Source organism: Nonomuraea fuscirosea (assembly GCF_003001935.1).
In the GTDB taxonomy this organism is placed as follows: domain Bacteria; phylum Actinomycetota; class Actinomycetes; order Streptosporangiales; family Streptosporangiaceae; genus Nonomuraea; species Nonomuraea fuscirosea.
The window spans coordinates 1-21,967 of record NZ_PVNG01000025.1 but is presented as its reverse complement, the minus strand read 5'-3'; the positions used below and the strand labels follow the sequence as shown (position 1 = coordinate 21,967).

Annotated in this window: 24 protein-coding genes; 19 read left to right on the top strand and 5 right to left on the bottom strand. The window is 72.0% G+C overall.

Annotated features, from left to right (window positions below):
- Positions 1-15: 15 nt before the first annotated feature.
- The 6 genes from B0I32_RS44160 (at position 16) to B0I32_RS44135 (ending at position 7,474) form a co-directional block, all read left to right on the top strand.
- Positions 16-321, top strand: a complete 306-nt coding sequence (locus B0I32_RS44160; RefSeq protein ID WP_106249939.1) for an anti-sigma factor antagonist — start codon at positions 16-18, stop codon at positions 319-321.
- Positions 321-770, top strand: coding sequence for an ATP-binding protein (locus B0I32_RS44155; protein ID WP_106249937.1), 450 nt, complete (start codon positions 321-323; stop codon positions 768-770). Before B0I32_RS44160 ends, B0I32_RS44155 begins: the two co-directional genes overlap by 1 nt.
- A complete protein-coding gene (locus B0I32_RS44150; protein ID WP_106249936.1) occupies positions 745-1,974 on the top strand; it encodes a PP2C family protein-serine/threonine phosphatase in 1,230 nt (409 codons plus the stop codon). The genes B0I32_RS44155 and B0I32_RS44150 overlap by 26 nt, the downstream gene beginning before the upstream one ends.
- 343 nt (positions 1,975-2,317) lie before the next feature.
- Complete coding sequence (locus B0I32_RS44145; RefSeq protein WP_106249905.1) at positions 2,318-3,115, top strand: helix-turn-helix transcriptional regulator; 798 nt, start codon at positions 2,318-2,320, stop codon at positions 3,113-3,115.
- A gap of 168 nt (positions 3,116-3,283) precedes the next feature.
- On the top strand, positions 3,284-6,367 hold the full coding sequence (locus B0I32_RS44140; protein WP_181308444.1) for a type I polyketide synthase: 3,084 nt from the start codon (positions 3,284-3,286) through the stop codon (positions 6,365-6,367).
- Between the two features lie 150 nt (positions 6,368-6,517).
- Positions 6,518-7,474 carry a hypothetical protein gene (locus B0I32_RS44135; protein WP_146178532.1) on the top strand — a complete coding sequence of 319 codons (957 nt, stop codon included), beginning with the start codon at positions 6,518-6,520 and terminating at the stop codon, positions 7,472-7,474.
- On the opposite strand, the gene B0I32_RS44130 is transcribed toward B0I32_RS44135, so the two are convergent.
- Complete coding sequence (locus tag B0I32_RS44130) at positions 7,399-8,706, bottom strand: sugar phosphate nucleotidyltransferase (RefSeq protein ID WP_181308442.1); 1,308 nt, start codon at positions 8,704-8,706, stop codon at positions 7,399-7,401. The genes B0I32_RS44135 and B0I32_RS44130 overlap by 76 nt on opposite strands.
- A gap of 227 nt (positions 8,707-8,933) precedes the next feature.
- Here B0I32_RS44130 and B0I32_RS44125 point away from each other — a divergent pair, with 227 nt between their 5' ends.
- The 11 genes from B0I32_RS44125 to B0I32_RS44080 all read left to right on the top strand — a co-directional run bounded on the left by B0I32_RS44125 (position 8,934) and on the right by B0I32_RS44080 (position 17,995).
- The gene (locus tag B0I32_RS44125; protein WP_146178531.1) at positions 8,934-9,932 is read left to right on the top strand and encodes an alcohol dehydrogenase catalytic domain-containing protein; all 999 of its coding nucleotides are present in this window, start codon (positions 8,934-8,936) and stop codon (positions 9,930-9,932) included.
- Between the two features lie 14 nt (positions 9,933-9,946).
- Positions 9,947-11,236, top strand: a complete 1,290-nt coding sequence (locus B0I32_RS44120) for a ferritin-like domain-containing protein (protein WP_106249896.1) — start codon at positions 9,947-9,949, stop codon at positions 11,234-11,236.
- A gap of 90 nt (positions 11,237-11,326) precedes the next feature.
- Complete coding sequence (locus B0I32_RS44115) at positions 11,327-12,022, top strand: hypothetical protein (RefSeq protein WP_106249894.1); 696 nt, start codon at positions 11,327-11,329, stop codon at positions 12,020-12,022.
- A gap of 40 nt (positions 12,023-12,062) precedes the next feature.
- Positions 12,063-13,175, top strand: a complete 1,113-nt coding sequence (locus B0I32_RS44110) for an NAD(P)-dependent alcohol dehydrogenase (RefSeq protein WP_106249892.1) — start codon at positions 12,063-12,065, stop codon at positions 13,173-13,175.
- A gap of 20 nt (positions 13,176-13,195) precedes the next feature.
- Positions 13,196-14,188, top strand: a complete 993-nt coding sequence (locus tag B0I32_RS44105) for an alpha/beta fold hydrolase (protein WP_106249890.1) — start codon at positions 13,196-13,198, stop codon at positions 14,186-14,188.
- A gap of 9 nt (positions 14,189-14,197) precedes the next feature.
- A complete protein-coding gene (locus tag B0I32_RS58310; RefSeq protein WP_181308441.1) occupies positions 14,198-14,500 on the top strand; it encodes a hypothetical protein in 303 nt (100 codons plus the stop codon).
- On the top strand, positions 14,497-14,817 hold the full coding sequence (locus B0I32_RS58305; RefSeq protein ID WP_181308439.1) for a Nif11 family protein: 321 nt from the start codon (positions 14,497-14,499) through the stop codon (positions 14,815-14,817). Before B0I32_RS58310 ends, B0I32_RS58305 begins: the two co-directional genes overlap by 4 nt.
- Positions 14,814-15,704 (top strand): alpha/beta fold hydrolase, encoded by an 891-nt coding sequence (locus B0I32_RS44095; protein WP_219912326.1) that lies wholly within the window; start codon positions 14,814-14,816, stop codon positions 15,702-15,704. The genes B0I32_RS58305 and B0I32_RS44095 overlap by 4 nt, the downstream gene beginning before the upstream one ends.
- Positions 15,705-15,925: 221 nt before the next feature.
- Complete coding sequence (locus tag B0I32_RS44090; RefSeq protein ID WP_106249887.1) at positions 15,926-16,342, top strand: MerR family transcriptional regulator; 417 nt, start codon at positions 15,926-15,928, stop codon at positions 16,340-16,342.
- Complete coding sequence (locus B0I32_RS44085; RefSeq protein ID WP_106249886.1) at positions 16,339-17,313, top strand: aldo/keto reductase; 975 nt, start codon at positions 16,339-16,341, stop codon at positions 17,311-17,313. The genes B0I32_RS44090 and B0I32_RS44085 overlap by 4 nt, the downstream gene beginning before the upstream one ends.
- A gap of 289 nt (positions 17,314-17,602) precedes the next feature.
- Entirely contained in the window at positions 17,603-17,995 is a 393-nt protein-coding gene (locus B0I32_RS44080) for a hypothetical protein (protein WP_106249884.1), read from the top strand.
- Between the two features lie 59 nt (positions 17,996-18,054).
- On the opposite strand, the gene B0I32_RS44075 is transcribed toward B0I32_RS44080, so the two are convergent.
- Positions 18,055-18,819: an NAD(P)H-dependent oxidoreductase gene (locus B0I32_RS44075; protein ID WP_106249882.1), complete on the bottom strand. Its 765-nt coding sequence runs from the start codon at positions 18,817-18,819 to the stop codon at positions 18,055-18,057.
- 72 nt (positions 18,820-18,891) lie between these two features.
- On the opposite strand from B0I32_RS44075, the gene B0I32_RS44070 reads away from it, so the two are divergent.
- Both B0I32_RS44070 and B0I32_RS44065 read left to right on the top strand, forming a co-directional pair.
- The gene (locus B0I32_RS44070) at positions 18,892-19,872 is read left to right on the top strand and encodes a GlxA family transcriptional regulator (protein WP_219912325.1); all 981 of its coding nucleotides are present in this window, start codon (positions 18,892-18,894) and stop codon (positions 19,870-19,872) included.
- 177 nt (positions 19,873-20,049) lie between these two features.
- Complete coding sequence (locus B0I32_RS44065; protein ID WP_106249878.1) at positions 20,050-20,241, top strand: hypothetical protein; 192 nt, start codon at positions 20,050-20,052, stop codon at positions 20,239-20,241.
- 104 nt (positions 20,242-20,345) lie between these two features.
- On the opposite strand, the gene B0I32_RS44060 is transcribed toward B0I32_RS44065, so the two are convergent.
- The 3 genes from B0I32_RS44060 to B0I32_RS59215 form a co-directional block, all read right to left on the bottom strand.
- A complete protein-coding gene (locus B0I32_RS44060) occupies positions 20,346-20,948 on the bottom strand; it encodes a cadmium resistance transporter (RefSeq protein ID WP_106249876.1) in 603 nt (200 codons plus the stop codon).
- Between the two features lie 85 nt (positions 20,949-21,033).
- A complete protein-coding gene (locus B0I32_RS60470) occupies positions 21,034-21,672 on the bottom strand; it encodes a hypothetical protein (RefSeq protein WP_106249874.1) in 639 nt (212 codons plus the stop codon).
- 81 nt (positions 21,673-21,753) lie between these two features.
- Positions 21,754-21,967 (bottom strand): hypothetical protein (locus tag B0I32_RS59215; protein WP_219912323.1); only part of this gene is annotated, 214 nt, incomplete at its 5' end.

Here is a 21,967-nt window from a genome sequence, read left to right as displayed (position 1 = left end):
GGAAGAGGAAGTGTCATGAGTTTCAAGATCAACATGAACGTGGAAGGCGACACCGCCACGATCCGGCTGGCCGGCGAACTGGACGGCCGCTCGGCGCCCGAACTCAACGACCTGGTCAGCCAGGCCGTGGGCCGCCAGGTGGCCAAGCTGGTCCTGCTGCTCGACGAGCTGACGTACATGTCGTCCGCGGGCGTGCGCTGCCTGGTGTTCGCGCACCAGAAGTTGCCGCGCGGCTCGGAGATCACCCTGGTGGGCACGCAGCCGGAGGTCGCCGAGACCATCCGGCTCACCGGCTTCGACCGCAGCATCATGATGCGGTGATGCTCGCCTGCCGGCTCAGGATTGACGGCCAGCACGCGTCCATGGCGGGCGTGGTGGCCGACTTCGTGGAGGTGCTGGCGGGGGAGGCGGGGCTCGACCCCCGCCAGACCTACTGGCTGCGGCTGGCCACCGACGAGATCACCACGAACATCGTCCAGCACGGCTACCGGGGATCGGCGGGCGTGGTGGACATCGCGGGCGAGGTCGACCAGGACGAGGTACGGGTGCGCATCGAGGACGACGCGCCGCCCTTCGACCCGGGCGGCTACGACCCGGAGCCGCGGCTGTCCGTGCCGCCGCACCAGCGCGACGAAGGCGGCTACGGCCTGCTCCTGGCCATGGGCAAGGTCGATGAGTTCCACTACGAGTTCGCCGACGGCCGCAACCGCAACACGTTGATCATGCGACTGCGAGGAGGATCCGATGCCGACGGCCCTGGTCGTCGCTGAGCCGGGCAACACCGGCTCCACGGCCGTGCTGGAGCTCGACGGGGCGCTGCGCCTGGAGGGCTTCGAGGTCGAGCACGCCGTGCCCGACGACCTGATGCTGAACCGGCCCAGCCCCGACCTGCTGCTCGTCTCGGCCGCGCTCGGGCTGCAGCGGGTGGCCCTGCTGTGCCAGCGCTTCGTGGTAGACGGGCGCACGCCCACCGTCGTGGCCTTCCCCGACGACGACATCGGGGCGCTGGAGGAGTGCGTGCGCGGCGGCTTCGACTACGTCACCCGGCCGTTCCTGCCCAGCCTGCTGCGCAGCCGGGTCAACTCCTGCTTCGAGCGATGGCAGCTCAGCAGCACCGTGGAGGAGATGGCCGCGCTGGCCAGCCTGCGCGAGTACGAACGCGAGCTGAGCATCGCCCGCGAGATCCAGGCCGGGTTCCTGCCCGAGTCGATGCCGGAGCTGGACGGCTGGGAGATCGCGGCCAGCTTCCGCCCGGCCAGGCAGGTGGCCGGCGACTTCTACGACGTGTTCACCCTGGTCAACGGGCGCAGGCTGGCGTTCGTGGTGGCCGACGTGTGCGACAAGGGGGTGGGCGCGGCGCTGTTCATGGCGCTGATCAGGACCCTGCTGCGGCACACCGCCGAGCACACGGGGCTGGTCCAGCTCTCCGGCGACGACCTCACCGCCGTCGTCGGCGGCGCCTCGTACCCGGCGCCGCTGCCGCTGCTGTCGCTGGGGGCGGGGCCGCTGGTGCAGGCCGTGGTCGGGACCAACCGGTACATGGCCCGCAACCATCTGAAACAGGGCTACTTCGCCACGATGTTCTTCGGCGTGCTCGACCCCCGGTCGGGCGACCTCGTCTACATCAACGGCGGGCACAACCCGCCCGTCATGGTCCGCGCCGACGGGCGGCAGAGCCTGCTGCCGCCGACGGGGCCGGCCGTGGGGATCCTGCCGGACAGCTCGTACACGCTGGGGCACGTGCGGCTCGGGCCCGGCGACGCGCTCTTCACCTACACCGACGGCGTGGTCGAGGCCAGGAACGCCGACCACGGCCTGTACGGCACCGCCCGGCTCCAGGAGGTGCTGGCCAGGCCGGGCGTGAACGCGGGGGACCTGCTGGAGGCGGTGGACAGCGCCGTACGCCACTTCGTGGGGACCGCCGAGCAGTCCGACGACATCACCACGCTGGCACTGCGCAGGACACCGCGGTGAACCGGCCGGTCATGAGACGCACACCATGAAACGTTCGGCGGTGAGATGCCTGATCTGACCGGACATTCGCGGAACGCCCGGTGAACGTCCGGTCATGAGGCCTTGACTGGGCGGCCGGGAACCGCGTCCGAATCACCGCCTCCGCGGCCGCCGCCGGACGAAATGCCGTCGTCACGCGGAGGCGATGTCAATAAGCGGTTAAGGCACGCCGAATTCGCCTTTCCGAATCCCGTCAGACCGTGCCCGAATAATAAAACGGCGACGGTGACAAATCGCCCGTGCGGCTCCTAGACTCTGGGGGCGGATCCGATCAGTGATGCCTAGGGGGTCGTACGGGGGTTACGTGTCAGGGGACATCTGGAGCCGGCAGGAGCTCGCCCGGTTCTTGAAGAGCCGCCGCGCCCGGGTCACGCCGGAGCAGGTGGGGCTGCCGGCGGGCACGTCGCGCCGGACGAAGGGACTGCGCAGGGAGGAGGTGGCCGTGCTGGCCGGGCTCAGCCCGACCTGGTACACCTACCTCGAACAGGGCCGGGACATCAAGCCCTCGGTCCAGGTGCTCGACAGCCTGGCGCGGGTGCTCGACCTCACCGAGGACGAGCGCCGCTACATGCACACCCTGGTCCACGGCCAGGTCACCAACCCGCAGCCGCTGGCGGGGCAGGGCTGGACCGGCGGCGTGATCGACCTGGTGGTCGAGCTGATGGGGCACAGCGAGTATCCGGTCTACGCCACCGACATCTACTGCGACCTGCTCGCCTGGAACGAGGCCGCCGCCGAATGGTACGAGGACTGGTCCCGCCTGCCGCCCGGCCACCAGAACATGCTGCACTGGATGCTCTGCTCGCCGCTGGCCAAGGAGCGGCTGCCCGACTGGGAGAGCGACACCCGCGACATCATCGCGCGGTGGCGCTCCGAGCTGGCCAAGTGGCCGCACGACGAGCGGGTCACCAGAAAGATCGCCGAGTTCGCCCGGCTCAGCCCCCTGTTCGCCGGTCTGTGGCGCAAGCACGACGTGCAGGAGCACCGCAGCCTCACCCGGCGCTTCCGCCATCCCCGCCTGGGCGAGCAGACCCTGCGGATGGCCCTGATGATCACCCCGGACGACCCGCTCGTGGGGCTCGTCGTGCACTGCCCGTTGTGAACGGCATATGAATAACCGGGTCCAGGATTCGGCATTGCGTTATTTCATAATTGACAACCAGAGTGCTCGCTCCGACCTTAGGTGATGTCGTGAACACCCAATCAACAGGGGTGCGCGGGGGCGTCGCCGGTATTTCCGATGGTCTCGCGCGCGGATGGGAATGGGCGCATGAACGTCAAGCATGGGCGAGATCCCATCGCCATTGTCGGCGCCGGCTGCCGGTTACCCGGCGCGCGAACTCCCGGTGAGCTCTGGCGGATCGTCAGCGAGGGCAGGGACGTGCTCGGCACGATCCCCCAGGACCGGTTCGACGTCGAGCACGGCGCCGCCCGCAGGCGCCGCGACGTGCTCAGCGGCGCGGGCGGCTACCTCGACGACGTCGCCGGGTTCGACGCGCGCTTCTTCGGCGTCACGCCGTTCGAGGCGCTCCGGCTCGACCCGCAGCAGCGCGTCCTGCTCGAAGTCATCTGGGAGGCCCTGGACGACGCCGGCATCCCGGCGGAGAGCCTGGCGGGCAGCGACACGGGGGTCTACGCCAGCCTGCAGCCCTCGGGCTACTGGGACCTGCTGCGCCGCTCGGGCATGTACGACATGCACGCGGCGCTCGGCGCGGCCGTCGCCGGGATCTTCCCCGGCCGCGTCTCCACCCTGCTCGACCTGCGCGGGCCCAGCATGGGGCTGGACGCGGCGTGCGCGACCTCCCTGCTCGCGGTGCACGTGGCCTGCCGGGCGCTGTGGTCGGGCGAGGTGGAGCTGGCCATCGTGGGCGGCTCCAACCTGCAGCTCGTCCCCGACCTGTACTTCTCGCTCGGCGACGCGGGAGTGATCTCCGGCTCGGGCAAGTGCCGGTTCGGCGACGTGTCCGGCGACGGCTACGTACGCAGCGAAGGGGTCGTGTCCCTGATCCTCAAGCCGCTGGCCCGCGCGCTGGCCGACGGGGACCGGCCGTACGCGGTGATCCTGGGCGGCGCCGCCACGCACGACGGCCGCACGGGCCCGTCCCTCGTCGCGCCCGGCCTCGAAGGGCACAAGCAGATGCTGCGCGCCGCCTACCGCGACGCGGGGGTCGCGCCGGCCGACGTCGACTACGTCGAGGCGCACGGGCCAGGCACCCACACCGGCGACAGCACCGAGCTGGCCGCGCTCGACGCGATCATGGGCGAGGGCCGGGAGGACGGCAGGCGCTGCCTGGTGGGCTCGGTCAAGTCCAACATCGGGCACACCGAGTTCGCGGCCGGGCTGGCCGGGCTGCTCAAGACGGCCCTGGCGGTGCGGCACCGGATAGTGCCGGCGACCCTGCACGTCGAGGAGCCGCACGCGGTCCTGCTCGACCCCGGCACGGCCGTCGAACTGGCCCTGTGCACCCAGGACTGGCCGGACCGGGCGGCGCCCGCGGTGGCCGGGGTCAGCTCGTTCGGGATGTCGGGCACCAACATCCACCTCGTGCTCTCGGAAGCGCCCCAGGCCGCCCCGCCCGTACCGGCCCGGCCCCGGCCCAGCCGCGTGCTCCCGCTGTCGGCCCGCGACCCGCACGCCCTCCGGGCCCTGGCCACCGCCTACGCCGACCTGCTCGACCCGGTCGCGCCGGCCGACCCGGCCGTGCCCGCCGGCCTGCTCGGCTCCACCCCCGAGGTGGGCGACGTGTGCTTCAGCGCGGGGGCGCGGCGGTCCCACCACGATCACCGGCTCGCCGTGACGGGGGAGGACGCCCGGTCGCTGGCGGCGGCCCTGCGCGGGTTCGTCCGCGACGGCGGGGACGTGCGCCGCGTCACCGGAGCGCCCAAGGTGGTCTTCGTCTTCCCCGGGCAGGGCGGCCAGTGGGCGGGGATGGGGCGGCGGCTGCTGGCCACCGAGCCCGGCTTCGCCGCCCACCTGCGCGCCTGCTCGCAGGCCGTGCACGCCGAGCTGGGCTGGTCGCCGGCGGACGCGCTGCTCGACGGCGAGCCGCTGACCCGCGTGGACCGGATCCAGCCGGCCCTGTGGGCCGTGCAGGTCGCCCTGGCCGCCGTGTGGCGGGAGTGGGGCGTCGAGCCCGACCTGCTCATCGGCCACAGCATGGGCGAGATCGCGGCCGCGGTCACCGCGGGCGCGCTGAGCGTGGCCGACGGCGCGGCCGTCGTCGCCAGGAGGAGCCGGGTGCTGAGCCGGCTGGACGTCCCCGGCGCCATGTGGGTGGTCGCTCTCGGCGAGGAGCAGGTCCGCGCGGCCATCGGCGAGGAGGCCGGGCGGGCGTGTGTGGGCGTGGTCAACAGCAGGCACTCCACCGTGCTGTCCGGCGACCCCGCCGCGCTGGAGCGGATCGTCGAGCCGCTGCGGGCCCGGGGTGTGTTCTGCCGCCGGGTGGAGGTGGACTACGCCTCGCACGCTCCCCAGGTGGAGCCCGTACGCGAGCGGCTGCTCGGCGAGCTGGCCGGCCTCCGCCCCGGCCCGTGCGCCATCCCCGTGCACTCCAGCGCCTGGGACCGGGTCGTCGGGGGAGAGGAGCTCGACGCCTCCTACTGGTTCGAGAACCTGCGGCTGCCCGTCCGCTTCGCCGACGCCGCCCGCGCCGCGCTCGCCGACGGCCGCCCCACGCTGTTCGTCGAGCTGAGCCCGCATCCCGTGCTGGGCTCCGCGCTGGAGGAGGAGATCGAGGCCACGGGCGCCAGGGCCGACGTGGTGACGTCGCTGCACCGGGACGAGCCGGACTGCGCCGCCCTGACCGCGGCGCTCGCCCGCGCGTACGAGCTGGGCTGCCGGCCACGGTGGGACCGCGTCCAGCCCGGCGCCGGCGTGCCGCTGCCCGGCTACCCGTGGCAGCGCCGCCGCTTCTGGCCGGACGGCCCCAAGACCACGGCACGCACCACCACCACCGCCGGCATCGGGAACGGTACCGGCACCAGCGCCCTCGCGGACGCGGGCGCAGTCTCGGGAGGTCCCGCCGGCGTGGGCGCGGAGGACTCCGCCGTCATCGCCGGGGCGAGTCCTGCCGCGGCGGCCGGTGCCGGGGCGAAGCCGGATCTGGCCGCGCTGTCGGAGAGTGAGGTGGCCGGTCGGGTGGCCGATCTGGCGGCTCAGGTCCTGTCGCTGCCCGGGCACGAGATCGGCGTCGACGTGCCGCTCACCCTGCTCGGCCTCGACTCCGTGCTCGCCACCAGGTTCAAGGAGCGGATGAGGCGTGACCTGGGCGTGGACGTGCCCCTGCGCGACCTGCTGGGCCCGGACACCCTGCTCGAACTCGCCACCCGGTTACGCGCTTCGGCGAACGCCTGACAGATAAAACCGCCCGAAAAACCGTATATCGCCAAAAAATACTGCCCATATCGAAATATCGCGCTAAGTGGTATTCCGACTACCAGTATTAACTGATTCTTGGGTGGGTTTGTCAGGGGCTGGAGGATACATCACATGGTGACAGCCGTCTTGACAGCTTCAGCCGGCGTCGCGCTCGTGGCGGCCGTCTGGCTGAGCGTGATGCTGACCGTGTTCACGCCCCGGGGCAAACCCACCCGGCTCGTCCGCGGCACCCTGCGCGGTGTCGCCTCGCCCCTCCTCGCGATCTCCGGGCGCCTCCCGCCGGCCGCGCGGGAGCCGCTGCTCGACCTGTGCGGGCCGCTGGCCGTCTTCGCCGTGGCGGCGATCTGGCTCGGCGTCTCGCACGCCGGCTTCGCCCTGATGGCGGGCACGCCGCTGCGCGAGGCCGAATGGAGTTCCCGGCTGCTGCTGCTCGCCGCCATCACCGCGTACCTCGTCCGCTTCATGCACGCCTACGGCAGGCGCGAGCGGCTGGTTGCCAGGCTCGGCGGCAGCGTCTGCAACCCCAGGGACGCCGACAACCTGCTCGCCGTCTACCTCAGGACCGGCTCGCGCGACCACCTCGACTCCCTGTTCGCCGAATGGACGGGCTGGATGACCGAGGTGGAGAGCTCACACCGGGCCCATCCCGCGCTCACCTTCCGCCGGCCCGCGGGCGACCTCGACTGGCTCAAGGCCGCCGTCATCGTGCTCGACGTGGCCGCGCTCACCGAGGCGATCGCGCCGAACTGGGCGCCCGCGCACACGCGCGCCCTGCTGGCCACGGGCACCCGCTGCGTGCGCCGGCTGGCCGACGGGCTGTGCATCAGGCTGCCGCCCATCGTGGTCAGCCTCCAGGGGCGCGAGGAACGCAACTTCTCCGACACGCTGCGGGTGGCGATGGAGGCGGGCCTGCCCGACGAGCGCGACCCGCAGGAGGCGTGGACGGTCTTCCAGGGGCTGCGCACCGCGTACGCGCCGCACGCCTACGCGATCGAGACCCGCCTGCGCTACGACCGGCTGGACGAGCCCGACGACGTCGGAGAGGTCGGTGACGTCGATGAGGTCGGCGAGGCCGGCGGCTGAAGCAGCCCCGCCTCCACGATCTCGCCCGGGAGGGCGATGACCCCGCTCAACCGGGCCCCCTCCATGACCCGCGCCTCGTGACCGAGCGCGCTGAAGCCGTCGATGACCGTGGGCCGCCGCAGCGACGACTCCACCTGCCCCATCAGCCCGACGTGCGTGTCGCTCAGCCGGGCGCCGGGGCCGATGATCGCGCCGTCCAGGCAGGCCACCCGCTCCAGGCGGCACCAGGAGTGCAGGTCGGCCTCGTCGCCGACGTACGAGTCGCGCAGCACGACCCCCGGTCCGATCTCCACGTCCCTGCCGATCCACGCGCCCGGGCCGATGTGCACGAGCCCGCCGGCCAGCTTCTCCGCCAGCGTCAGCCCGCTGACCTCGTCGCGCCGCGCCAGCGTGGACGGGTGGATGACCGGCGCGCGGGGCAGTTCGAGACTGGGATGACCCCCGGCCATCGCCTCGGCCATGGTGAGCAGGTAGTCGCGCGGGTTGCCCAGGTCGCCCGCCTTCGCGATCGGCGCGCAGCGGACGAGATGGCCGTGCGCGACCAGCCACGGCAGCAGGTCGCCGCCCCAGTCGAGGCCGTGCCGGGCCAGCGCGGCCAGCTCCGCCGTCGCGCCCAGCCCGCGCAGCCGCGCGCAGTCGATCACGTACAGGCCGGCGTTGATCGGCACCCGGGACAGGTCGGCGAACATCGACGCCACGGTCTCGATCCCCGGCTTCTCCACGAACCGCTCGATCCGGCCCGACTCGTCGGCGACCAGCGTGCCGTAGGTGCCCGCCACCTGCTCCGCCGTCCGGTACACCGTGCCGACCGTGACGACGGCGCCGCTGGCCACGTGCTCGCGCGCCAGCGCCGCCAGGTCCAGCTCGAACAGCGAGTCGGTGGGGAACACCACGGCGTGGCCGCGCAGGTCGTGCTCGTCCAGGATGGCCAGGGTGGCCTGGCCCGAACCGGTGTTCAGCCGGTCGGAGCGGGGGCGCGAATAGCGTACGGACACGCCGAAACGCTCGCCGTAACCCACCGCCTCCTTGACCTGATAACGATTCTCCCGGCCATTCGCGGCCATATGGAAGCTCGTTATCCCCTGGGCCCGGAACGCCCGCACGAGCCATTCGATGAGCGGCCGGCCGAGAAAGGACACGGCCGCCTTGCTCCGAATGTGCCCGGGTGACTCAAGAGTGAGCGGCCGGGCGCGCACGCCTCGGCCGCCGGCCAGCGCGATACCGACAAGCATGAAATCCCCGCAGAAACGACCGACGCGACCAGTGACCCCCATTCGTACCATTCTCGGTCCGCTCCCGAAGTATTTCGGACGGGATTTCGTCAGGTCCGCACGCCCCCGGAACCACCCTGACCGGCGGGCTCCGAATTACCGCACCGGCTGCGTTAAGTCGGGGTGCCGGGGACGCGGGCGCGCTCTTTATCGTGGCCTCCTGATCTGTCCGCGCGAAGGAGGAGACCGTGCGCGCAGCGGTGATCACCCGACTCAACGCACCGTGGGAGTTCCAGGACCTCCCCGACCCGGCCCCGGGCCCCGCCCAGGTCGTCGTACGCATTCATGCGTGCGGGATGTGCTTCAGCGACGTCCTGGTGCACCGCGGCCACTGGCCCGTCCAGCTGCCGATCGTGCCGGGACACGAACCGGTCGGCGAGGTCGTCGCGCTCGGCCCCGGCGTCACCACGCTCCGGGTGGGCGACCGGGTCGGCGTCGCGTGGATGCAGCGCGGCGAAGGGCGTTGCGTCCACTGCCAGAGCTGGCATCCGACGGCCTGCGCGCACACGCAGACCTGGATGGACCTCGGCGGCGGCTACAGCGACCTGATGCTGGCCTGGGAGTCCGGCTGCACGCTGCTGCCCGACGGCCTCGACTACGCCGACGCCGCCGTGGCCTTCTGCGCCGGGTTCACCTCGATGAGCGGCCTGCGCAACGCCGACCCCAAGCCGGGCGAGCGCGTCTGCGTGCTCGGCGTCGGCGGACTCGGGCACATGGCGGTGCAGCTCGCCGCCGCGAACGGCCTGGAGACGGTGGTGCTCACCACCTCGCCCGACAAGGCCGAGTACGCCAGGGAGCTGGGCGCGTCCGAGGGCATCGTGGTGACCGACGACCCCGGCCAGGCCCTGACCGACGCCGGCGGCGCCGACGTCATCCTGGCCACCACCACCTCGGCCGACCTCGTCGCCCGCGTGGTGTCCGGCCTGCGTTACGGCGGCCGGCTGGTCACCATGGGCGTCACCGGCCCGCTGCGCATCGAGGACATGACGACGCTGCTGTTCAAGCAGTGCTCGATCAAGGGCAGCACGCACAACAACCGGGCCGACCTGGTCGAGGTGCTCGACCTGATGGCGGCGGGCAAGGTCACGCCGCGGGTGGAGCGCTACCCGTTCGGCGAGATCAACGAGGTGCTGAAGCGCGTGGAGGCCGGCCAGGTGCGCTACCGCGCCGTACTGCAGCACGACTGAAGGAGGACCCGCGCATGTCCCAGGCCCCGACCGAGCCCCCCATCGTGGTCGCGAACCGGGAACACCTGTGGTGGCTGCTCAACGAGGCCTCACAGCTGGAGCACATGATCCTGTGTCAGTACCTCTTCGCCGAGGCCAGCCTGAAGAGCGGGACGGAGGAGGGGCTCACGCCCGAGCAGGCCGCGGCCGTCACCGAATGGGGCGGGGTGCTGCGCTCCATCGCGGTGGAGGAGATGCTGCACCTGGCACTGGTCACCAACCTGCTGGCGTCGATCGGGGCGGCGCCCACGCTCGGCCGGCCGAACTTCCCGCAGCGCTCCGGCTACTTCCCCGCCGGCATCCAGCTCGACCTGCTGCCCTTCGGCGAGCAGGCGCTGCGCCACTTCCTGTACCTGGAGCGGCCCGAGGGCATGGAACTGCAGGACGCCGAGTCGTTCCAGCCGATCCCGCCCTCCCGCACCGGCCTCGACCCCGGCGAGCTCATGCCGCGCGGCCAGGAGTACCAGACCATCGGGCACCTGTACCGGGGCCTGGAGCAGGGGCTGCGTGCCCTGTGCGACCGGCTGGGGGAGCGCGCGGTGTTCGTCGGTCCCCCGCGCGCCCAGGCCACGCCGGAACGGTTCCGCTGGCCGCAGCTCGTCGCGGTCACGGACCTGAAGTCCGCGCAGGCCGCGATCGACCTGATCATCGAGCAGGGCGAGGGCGCGCGCGGCGACTGGCGGCAGGCCCACTACGGCCGCTTCCTGGCCATCTGGGAGCAGTACGCCGACCTGCGCGCCCGCGACCCCGGCTTCGAACCGGCCAGGCCCGCGCTGGCCGGCTACCTGCGGCAGCCGTTCGACATCGCCGCGCCCCAGCCGCTGATCACCGACCCCGCGGCCCGGCGGCTCGCCGAGCCCGCGGCGGTGGCCTACGAGCTGGTCCTGCACGCGCTCACCCGCTTCTTCACCCACACCGACGAGAGCGAGGAGCAGCTCGGCCTGCTCATCCGCCTGTCCATCGGCATGATGGCGGACGTCCTGCGGCCGCTGGCCCACGCCATGACCGCGCTGCCCGCCGGGCCCGAGCATCCGGGGCGCACGGCCGGGTTCGCGTACGAGATGTACTACGCGATGAGCAACTTCGTGCCCTGGCGCGAGCCCGCGTGGGCGCTGCTGCACGAGCGCATGCTCATCCTCGTGGAACGCTGCCGCGAGGCCGGGCGCGCGGGCGGCGATCCGGTGGTCGCCGCCGCGGGCGCGCGGGTGGCCGAACTCGCCGCCGAGGTACGCGCGCACGTGCCGCCGGAACTGCTTCCCACATGAATCGCCGGCCCCGGCCGACTTGCCATTGTACGCGCCATTGTTTTGACGCCGGCCGGGGCCGCCGGAAAAGAATCGAATATGCGAGGTCCGATGAACATCAGCGCTGACTTCACGGTCGAGGAACTGTCCGGCCGGTGGCGCAGCCCAGAGCCCGCCGAAGTGTTCCCCGGAATATTCGGCATCGACGACTTCTGGCTGCACAGTCCTTTCTGGGCCATTCACTTCAACGCCTACAAGGACCCCGGCTGCGACGGCCGGCTCTTCGAACTCATCATCATGGGAATGTTCGAGCTGCGCGGGCCCAGCCCGGTCACCCCCGGCGCGCGCGACGCCGATTTCTCCCGGGTCAAAGTCTGCCTGCGGCTGTTCGACCCGGGCCTCGTCGCCGCCGCCGACGAGGCGAAGTCCGGCGACGGCAACTGGCGCGCCGGCGAGTGGCAGGACGTCTCGTACGGCGGCTGCCCGCCGCTCGACCTGCCGGGCGTGGACGACTGCCCGCTCGAGTACGACCTGCTGGGCCTGGCCCGCTCCGGCGACCGCGGCGCCGACCGGCTCTACTTCGGCCAGCGGCACCACGACGAGCTCGGCTCGATCTGGACCCGCCGCGCCCCCGGCCTGCTCGACTACTACGTCACCCGCGTCGTGGGCGCGCCCCCGCCGATCGGGCACGGCGCGGAGTGGGGCCCGGGCGAGTGGTTCCGCGTCACGAGCTCCAACACCCTGAGCCCCGCCGGCACCCCCGCCGGCACTCCCGTCGGCACTTCCGCCGGACGGGGCACGCCGTGACCACCGCCCACCCCCTGGCCTTCGCCGATCGGAGGACCCCGTGACCACCACCACCCAGGCCGCCGTCGTCGAATCGCCAGGCGCGCCCTTCACCCTTCAGGACGTCGAGCTGGACGACCCGCGCCGGGGAGAGGTCCTGGTCCGCATGGAGGCGGCCGGCATCTGCCACACCGACCTCACCATGGCCGCGGGCCACATCCCCTTCCCCCTGCCGGGCGTGCTCGGCCACGAGGGCGCCGGCGTGGTGGAGGAGGTGGGGCCGGGCGTGACGAAGGTGGCCCCCGGCGATCACGTCGTGCTCACGTTCACCTCCTGCGGCGCCTGCGCCTCCTGCCGTCTCGGACACCCGGCGTACTGCACCACCTGGATCCCGCAGAACCTCATCGGCGGCAAGCGCGCGGACGGCACCTCCCCGATCAGCAGGAACGGCGCCGCGCTCGGCGGGCGCTTCTTCGGCCAGTCGTCGTTCGCCCGCCACTCCATCGCCGACGAACGCAGCGTGGTCAAGATCGCCGACGACGTGCCGTTCGAGCTGCTCGCCCCGCTGGCCTGCAGCGTCCAGACCGGCACCGGCGCGGTCTGGAACACGCTGCGGCCCGAGCCCGGCACCTCGATCGCCGTGATCGGCGTGGGCGCCGTCGGCCTGGCCGCCGTCATGGGCGCCGCGCTCACCCCCGTCAACGAGATCATCGCCGTCGGCCGCCGGGCCTCCCAGCTGGAGCTGGCCGCCAAGATCGGCGCCACCATGACGATCGACTCGACCGGCGTGGACCTGGCCGCCGCCCTGCGCGAGGCCACCGGCGGAGCCGGCGTCGACTACGTCGTCGAGGCCGTCGGCAACCCCGACGTGCTGAAGGCCGGCATCGACGCGCTCGCGCCGCGCGGCGCCGTCGCCGTCGTGGGCGCGCCCCCGTACGGGGTGGAGGTCTCCGTGGACGTGCACCGGCTGCTGCCCGGCCGCCGCGTGCTCGGCGTCTGCGAGGGCGACAGCGACCCCGACCGCCTGATCCCGCTGCTGGCCCGCCTGATCCGCGGCGGCCGGCTCCCGGTCCAGCCGCTGATCAAGGAGTACGCCTTCACCGACATCCAGCGGGCGGCCGAGGACTTCAAGGCAGGCCGCAACATCAAGACCATCCTCCGATTCGACACGTGAAGACGTCAGGAGCCCCCCACATGAACACCTTCGAGCTCGGCGACTTCCAGCTCACCTCGGGCGCCACCCTTCCCGGCGCCGAACTGGCCTACCAGACCTTCGGTGAGCTCAACGCGGCCAAGGACAACGTGGTCGTCTTCCCGACCTTCCTCGGCGCGCCCGCCGAGGTGCTCAACGGGTGGATCGGCGAGAACCGCGCGCTCGACCCCCGTACCAGCTTCATCGTGCTGCCCGGTCACTTCGGCCTGCCGCCGTCGTCGGCGCCGAGCAACACCCCCGGCCCCTTCCCCGAGGTTTCCATCGCCGACGACGTCATCGCCCAGCAGCGCCTGCTGGCCGAGGAGTTCGGGGTGAGCGAGGTCAAGCTGGTGCTCGGCTGGTCCATCGGCGCGATCCAGGTGTACGAGTGGGCGCTGCGCTTCGGCGACCGCGTCCGCGCCATCGCCCCCATCGCCGGCGCCCCCACCCCGCCCGCCTGGACCAAGCTCTGGCTCAAGACCGTGGTGGAGGAGCCCATCACCTCCGACCCGAACTACGCCGGCGGCGCCTACGCGGACGCGGCCGACGTGAGCGGCGGCCTCGCCCGCGTCGGGCACGGCTCCGCGCTCACCGCCCCGCCGCGCACGTTCTACTACGACAGCGCCGAGGTCTGGCGCAACCTGGGCTTCGACAGCGTGGACGCGTTCGTGGCCGGCTTCTGGGAGAACTTCTGGCTCCCGCAGGACCCGAACGACGTGCTCGCCCAGGCGCGCAAGGCACGCGCGGCCTGGCCGGGCGAGCCGGGCGAGTCGCTGGGAGACGTCCTCGCCCGGGTACGGCCGGCCACCACGATCGCCGCCTTCACCGGCGACGCCCTCTTCCCGCCCGGCGAGCTCAGCCGGTACGCCGAGGCGATCCCCGGCGCCACCTTCCGCGAGATCGACAGCATCTTCGGCCACCTGGCCACCTTCGGCCTGTCCGAGCAGGACGTGAAGGCCATCGACGACGTGATCAGGCACGCGCTGGACAGCTAGGAGATCCCTGTGTCAGAGGTGGAGTTCGTCCGCTTTCTCAAGACGGCCGGATCGAGTCCCGAGTTCCTGGCCCGCTACTCGCCCATGGACCTGTCCCGGATGTTGTTCCACGCCCGCAACGAGGGCTTCGACTTCACCGAGGCCGACGCGGACCGGGTCGTGGGCCGGCTGGAGGCGGGCGTGATCATCGAGAAGGACAGGGAGCCGTTCGACGGGGACGCCACCCTGTGGCGGCACATGTGGGGCACCCGGTATCTCGACTACCTGGTCCACCACGTGGCCGCCCGATACACCGGCGAGGAGCTGTCGTGAGCGAGACGAACGTCATCGACTTCCTGCGCGCCCTGGCGCAGCGGCCGGAACTGTGCGAACGGCTCAAGGACAAGCCCAAGGACGAGGTCGTCGCGGCCGCCGCCGGAGCCGGCTACCCGTTCACCGTCCAGGAGTTCAACACCCTCATCTGGGACCTGGAGGAGCGGCTGGCACGCGAGCGCGGCGAGGAGTTCAACGAGCGCTTCCCGCTCTGGGACCTGCTGTGGGGCCGCCACTACCTCGAATTCCTCGTCTTCGACCTCGTCCCCAGCCTCGACGAGACCGGCCTCCTGGTCGGATTGGAGCCCACGACATGATGCGAGACGCGTTGTACATCGGGCGCGAATGGAACGTCGAGCACGACCGCCGGGCCAAGGTCACCGGCGGCGAGCTCAGGTACACGGTGCTCGGCGAAGGCGAGCCCGTGCTGTGCATCCACGGCACCAGCATCGCCGACAGCCTCATCACGCCGATGCGGTTCTACCCGCCGCTGCTGAACGACTACCAGCTCATCAGCTACTACCGGGCCGGCTACAACGGCAGCACCCTGGACGGCGACGCCCTCAGCATCGAGGGCGGCGCCGAGCACGTCCGCGAACTGCTCGACCACCTCGGCATCGACAAGGCCCACATCATGGCCTTCTCCTTCGGCGGGGTGATCGCCTTCCAGTTCCTGCTGTCCCACCCCGAGCGGGCGCACAGCGCGATCCTGCTGGAGCCGTACCTGCCGCGCGAGGAGCCCGACGCGATCACCGCGAACATCGACGCCTTCATGAACGCCATGAAGGTGTACGAGACGGGCGACAAGCTCGGCGCGGCGCAGCTCTACATGGAGGCGGTGTGCGGGCCCAGCTTCCTGCCCGCCGTCGAGATGACCGGCCCGCTCGACGTGTGGAACCGGGTCGAGGAGTGCGTCGACACGACGTTCACCGTGGACTTCCCCGCGATCTCCCAGTGGGGGTTCAAGCCGTCCGAGGCCGACAGCCTGGCCGAGCGGAAGCCCGCCATGCCCGTGCTCGCCGTGATGGGCCTGGACAGCGAGTCCGTCATGCCCGGCTTCCGCGCGACGCAGCGCTTCCTCATGGACTGGCTCCCGCAGGCCGAGCGGTGCGGCATCCCCAACGCCACGCACGGGCTGCAGAGCATGAACCCGCTGGCCGTGGGGGAGGCGGCGCACACGTTCCTGAAGCGTCATCCCATGTGACGGCGCTCCGGCACCCGCTCACCGGCCGGACGGACTGGCGGCCGGGCGGGTGACCACCACCGAGGTGCGGGAGGCACCTGCGGTCACAGGCGCGGTCGCGGCCGGAAGGTCGCGGCCGCGCCTGCGCCTGTGCGGTCCCGCCGCGACCGCGGCCGGGTGACGTGCGGGACCGGCGTGGCGGATTTGACCTGTAGCGCGCTACAGGTCGCACGATGGTGGGCATGAGCGAGTTGCTGCTACCCCAGCTCGACGTCGAGATCCCGCCGGAGGGCCTGTCGATCGGCGAGGTCGCGCGCGTCACCGGCGTCGGCATCGAGGCGCTGCGCTACTACGAGCGCGAGGGCCTGCTGCTCGACCCCGCCCCGCGCGACCCCGGCGGCCGGCGCCGCTACCGCGCCGGCGACCTGGCCTGGATCGCCGGCCTGGTCATGCTGCGCGAGACGGGGATGTCGATCGCCGACCTGCGCGTGATCGCCGACCTGAGCCGGCGTGAGGGGACCGAGGCCGAACGGCTGGCGTTCTTCTCCCGGCACCGGGAGCGCGTGATCGAACAACTGGAACGTACCAAACAGCACCTCGCCGCCATCGACGCCAAGATCGCCGCCTACCGGGCGGTCACCGAACAGGAGCAACCATGAGAACCACCCCACTCGGCGACGGGCTGACCGTGTCCGCGCTCGGCTTCGGCGCGATGGGCATGAGCGCCTTCTACGGCGGCGCCGACGAGCGGGAGTCCGTGGCGACGCTGCGGCACGCCGTCGACTCGGGCGTCACCTTCATCGACACGGCGGAGGCGTACGGGCCGTTCGAGAACGAGAAGCTGATCGCCCGCGCCCTCGGCGACCGCCGCGATGAGATCGTGCTGGCCACGAAGGCGTCCGCGGAGACCGACGACGACGGCACCGTGCACGGCCGCAACGGCACCCCCGCCTACATCCGGCGCGCCGCCGACCGGTCGCTGCGCCACCTCGGCACCGACGTCATCGACCTGTACTACCTGCACCGGGTGGACCCGGACGTGCCGATCGAGGAGTCGGTCGGGGCGATGTCCGAGCTGGTCAAGGCCGGCAAGGTGCGCCACATCGGGCTGTCGGAGGCCTCGGCGGCGACCATCAGGCGGGCGCACGCCGTGCATCCGCTCGCCGCCGTGCAGTCGGAGTTCTCCCTGTTCTCGCCGGACGTGCTGCACAACGGCGAGAAGGCGGTCATGGACGAGCTCGGCATCGGCTTCGTCGCCTTCTCCCCGCTCGGGCGCGGCGTGCTCACCGATCGCCTGCGCAGCCTGGACGAGCTGGCCCCCGACGACGCCCGCAGAGGGCTGCCCCGCTTCCAGCCCGCCGCGTTCGCCGCGAACCGCGCCCTGGTGGGACGGATCGAGACCCTCGCCGCCGGCAAGGGCGTCACCGTGGCGCAGCTCGCCCTGGCCTGGCTGCTGGCCCAGGGGGTCGTGCCGATCCCCGGCACCCGCCGGCGCGAACGGCTCGACGAGAACGTGGCGGCCCTCGGCGTCGAGCTGACCTCCGACGACCTGGCCCACCTCGCCTCCGCCGCCTCCGACGTCGTGGGCCACCGCGACTTCACCCCGGCCCCCGCGGGCGCCGACCGCTGAACCCGCCCACCCACCACTTGAGGTACGTCATGCCGGCCGCCGGGTCGGGCGCCGGGCGCTCACATGCCCTTCGCCGGAGCCCGGAACCCGCTGACGTGCGCTGATCCAATGTCCGGAGTTCGTCCAGACTTCGCTGGACGTACTCCGGACAAAGATCCCTTGCCGTCTCGCGGAGCCGGCGGTCAGCGTGGTGAACGAGCCCCGGCGCCGAGGTCGCCGCCCGACGGGAGCGGCAGGCGAAGCCGGTCCGGGGCCCGGATCGCCACGTCACCGAGACAGGAAGAGGATCATGAGGTACTCGAAGCTCGTTCCCGCGCTGGCCGGAGCCGGCGCCGCTCTCGCGATGCTGACCGTGTCCACCCCGGCGAACGCCGCCGCCCCGTCCTCGCCCGCCGCGACGGCCGAGGCGGGGACGCTCAGCGTGCACCGCAAGTCGGCCTCGTGCACCTCGCCCAAGGGAAACAAGATCAACGTCTCCTGGGGCGACGGCAACGTCTCCACCACCGTGTACTTCAACAACCACTGCAACCAGAAGCGGTGGATCGAGCTGAAGTTCGTCAAGCAGAACCACGACTTCTTCTGGAAGTGCGTCGGGGTCAACGCGAAGACCAGCGGCAAGAAGAAGGTCGGCTACTCCATGCCGGACAAGGTCGTCCTGACCAAGAAGAAGACCAACTGCTGACCCCTGGGACCGCGGGCGCCCGCCCAGGGGACGGGCGCCCGCACACCCCCTGCCGGGCGTCAGGCCACATGCGCTCCCAGTCCGGTCAGGCCCGGTGCCACGTCCGGTCGCAGCACGAAGTCGTCGTCGTAGTCCCCGCCGTTCTGCCTCCGGTACGCGATCGGCCGGGTCGCCGGGATCGCGAGCAGGCGCTCACGCAGCTCCTTGGCCGCCGCCTCGCCCTCCTCGGGCGTGAACCTGTCGGCGCCCGTGATCAGCACCGGGGGCAGCACCTCCGCGCCCGCGTAGAACAGGGTGCCGTGCTGCAACGGGAAGAGCAGTTCGCCGACGGCTCCGTGGATGCCCCGCTCGCCGTAGAACCACGCCGGCCCGCCCATGGTCACCACCGCCAGCGCACGCTTGCCCGCGAGGAACCCGTCCCCGTAGCCGATCCACTCGCCGTTCGGGCCGCGCGACCCGTACGCGTAGCCCTGGTGCCAGACCCGGTCGAACCAGCCCTTGAGGATGGCGGGCATGCCGAACCACCACATCGGGAACTGGACGACGATGGTGTCCGCCCGGTCGATCTTCTCCTGCTCGGCCCGGATGTCGGCGCTCAGCGCGCCGCTCTCGTACGCCTGCTTCGCGGCGCCGGCGACCTGGAACCGCTCCGCCGGGGGGTGGGCGTAGCCGGCGGCGTCGACGACGGGGTTCCAGCCCATCGCGTACAGGTCCGACACCTCGACCCGGTGACCTTCGGCACGGAGCGTGCGCCGCCCCTCCGTGGCCAGGAAGCCGTTGAGCGAGCGCGGTTCGGGGTGGGCGAGAATCCAGAGCACGTTCATGAGGTCAAGGCTGCTCCGGGCGGCACCGCCCCGGCGACTGGCCTGATGGACAACATGTGCGAAGATCGGGCCATGGCTGCTTTCAGCGGTGACGCGCGCCACCGAGTGGCGGTCCTGGCCCGTGACCGGGTTCTGTCCTTCGAGCTCAGCATCGTGCACCGGATCTTCGGCCAGGCGCGCTCGGCCGCCGGCGCCGCACTCTACGAGGTCGTGACCTGCGCACCCGAGCCCGGGGACGTCCGCACCGACGCCGACTTCACCCTCGCCGTCGCGCACGGCCCCGAGGCGCTGGCCGAGGCCGAAACCGTCGTCGTCCCGGCTTCGGCGGACGACTTCGAGCCCCGGAACGAGCCGCTCGATCCCTCGCTCGCCGCCGCGCTGGCGCGGATCCGGCCCGGCACGCGGATCGCCTCGATCTGCTCGGGATCGTTCGTGCTGGCCGCGGCCGGCCTGCTCGCCGGGCGGCGGGCGACCGCGCACTGGCGCTCGTCCGCCCGGTTCCGCGAGCGGTTCCCGGACGTGGCCTTCGACCCGGACGTCCTCTACACCGACGACGACGGCGTCCTCACCTCCGCCGGCGGGGCCTCGGGCATCGACCTGTGCCTGCACATGATCCGCACCGACCACGGCGCGGCGGTCGCCAACGAGGTGGCGCGCGGCTCCGTCGTCCCGCCACACCGCGAGGGCGGGCAGGCGCAATACGTGAAGCGCCCGATGCCGGACCCGAGGACCTCCTCGACCGGCAGGGCCCGCCGATGGGCGCTGGAGAACCTGCACCGGCCCGTCACGCTCCAGGAACTGGCGGCCCAGGAATCGACCAGCACGCGGACGTTCACCCGGCGCTTCCGCGACGAGATCGGCACCTCGCCGGGGCGGTGGCTCACCCAGCAGCGCATCGAGCGGGCCCGCACCCTCCTGGAACGCACCGACCTGCCCATCGACGAGATCGCCGTCACCGCGGGCTTCGGCACCGCCGGCTCGATGCGCCTGCATCTGAAAGACGAACTGGGGGTCTCACCCAGCGCCTACCGCGCCACGTTCCGCGGCCCCTGACCCGGTGAACCGCGCGGAGTCCGAGCTGGGCGGCACCGCATCCGCGGGAAGATCTCCTAACGGTGAATCCGTCCCGCCGCCGGACGGGCGCCGGGGCGGTGGTGCAGGCTGTACCTTACGGCTCCGGTGGCCGGTATCGAGCACCGCACAGGTGATCGGCGAGCTGGGAGTAGGGACATGAAGGCACGGATCATCGTCGCGATCGGGTTGCTCCTCGCCGCGACCGGCGTCCTGTGGACGCTCCAAGGGCTGGGCATTGTTGGCGGCAGCGCGATGAGCGGCGTCACCACCTGGGCCGTCGTCGGTCCGGTGGTGGTCGTCGTCGCGCTGGTCATCACCTACATCGGGTTCCGGCGCCTCCGGGGGTGATAGGTCCCCGAAGGCCGGGGGCCGCCGCGAACGCCTGCTCGAAGGGGCGCGGCACGTGCACAGGTCGGCGGCGCTGTCCTCCACGCGGATGAGCGCGTCCATGCTCACAGGCCGAAGGCGCCGCCCTCGACGAGGATGAGGGCTCCGACGCCGATCAGGACGAACGGCAGCAGCAGGTGCCCCCACCGGCCCAGCACCCTGGCGACGACCGGGCGGGTGGCGAAGTACCTGCCCGCGGCGCACCACACGCCGACCAGGGCGAGGAACACGGCGACGTAGACGCTCATCGCGCCTGCGCCCGCGGTGGCGAACACCGGCACGTACACGCCGAGGTTGTCGCCGCCGTTGGCGAAGGTGACCGCGGCGACCTCCAGCGCCTTCGGCCCGCCGGCACGGTCGCCCGCGGGCGCGTCCTCGTCGCCGTCGCGATGGTTCCGCCACGCCTGCCAGGCCGCCTTGAGTCCCAGCGCGAGCGGGAGCAGGCCCAGGTAGGGCAGGACCGGGTCGGGCAGGAAGCTCGCGCCGAAGGCGGCGGCCGCGGCCACCGCGAGGATGGCCAGGAACCCGAGGTACTGGCCGGCGACCACCCGCGCCGCCGCCCCCCGGCGTCCGGCGCCCTGGGCGAAGAAGAGGGCCAGGATCAGCAGGTCGTCCACGTTGGTGACCGCGAACAGGCCCGCCGCCTGCCCGGCGACTCCCACGTTCACGCCGGGCCCCGCTTCGCCGGCGCCGCCGGTCCGGTGATTCGCCGCATCGGGACACCCTGCCACACGCCGGTGCGGGCGGTCCCCGTCAGGGTTGCTGGGGCCAGTGCGGGGCCGACCGGTCGGCGGCGGAGCCGATGGCCGAGCCGTCCAGGGAGGTGAAGCCCAGCTCGATCCCGCCGGCCGGCCACTCCAGGGCGAGCTCGAAGGGTTCCCTGGGCGGCAGCGGCCACAGCCACAGTCCCACCGGGGTGACGATGCCGGCATCCTCACCGCCGCTGCGCATCGACATGCCGCCGAGCAGCCAGGACAGGCGCGGTCCCGGCGGCTCCTCCCGCGGGATGTTGAGCCGCTCGAACCGTTGCCCGACGGTGGTGGCCTTGGTGCCGTCGGCGAAGCGGACGCCGAAGCGCAGCAGGGTGTCCGGCAGCGGCCGGCCGGAGGTCACCCCCGGCACCATGACCGGGAAGACGGACATCTGCAGGGCCCGGTAGTCGTCGGCCGACAGCGTGTGCCGCCGCATGGCGACCTCCACGTTGAGCAGGCAGCCGGCGCGGTAGGCCGTGATCGACGGCAGGGTGACGACGACGTTGGGGGTGCGGGCCAGCTCCAGGCCGGTCAGCGTCATCGTGCCGGCCTGGTCGGCGGGCGGGGCGTACCAGATCGGTAATCCGGGTGGTGCCGCGGAGGCGTCCTCCTCCAGCGCGGGTGGCGGTTCGAAGAACATGCCTCCACCGTACGGAGTGAGGCTCGCATTCGCGCGCAAGATCGGACCGTGGCCGAACGTAAGTCTTGCGGCCGTTTGCGCTCAGCCGACGTCGTCCCTTGCGTACGGCGACTCCTTCGCGGAGGCCGTGCCACCTGCGCCGAACAGGCGAAAGACGCCGACCATGTGCGGCCTGATAGTTATTTCCTTGCGCAATATCGTCGAAATATTGCGGCCATCTGCCCGACATCTTATGGTTCGGCCATCCGCCTGACCCGAAGGGCCACCCCCATGAGAGCACTGCTTGCCGCCCTTG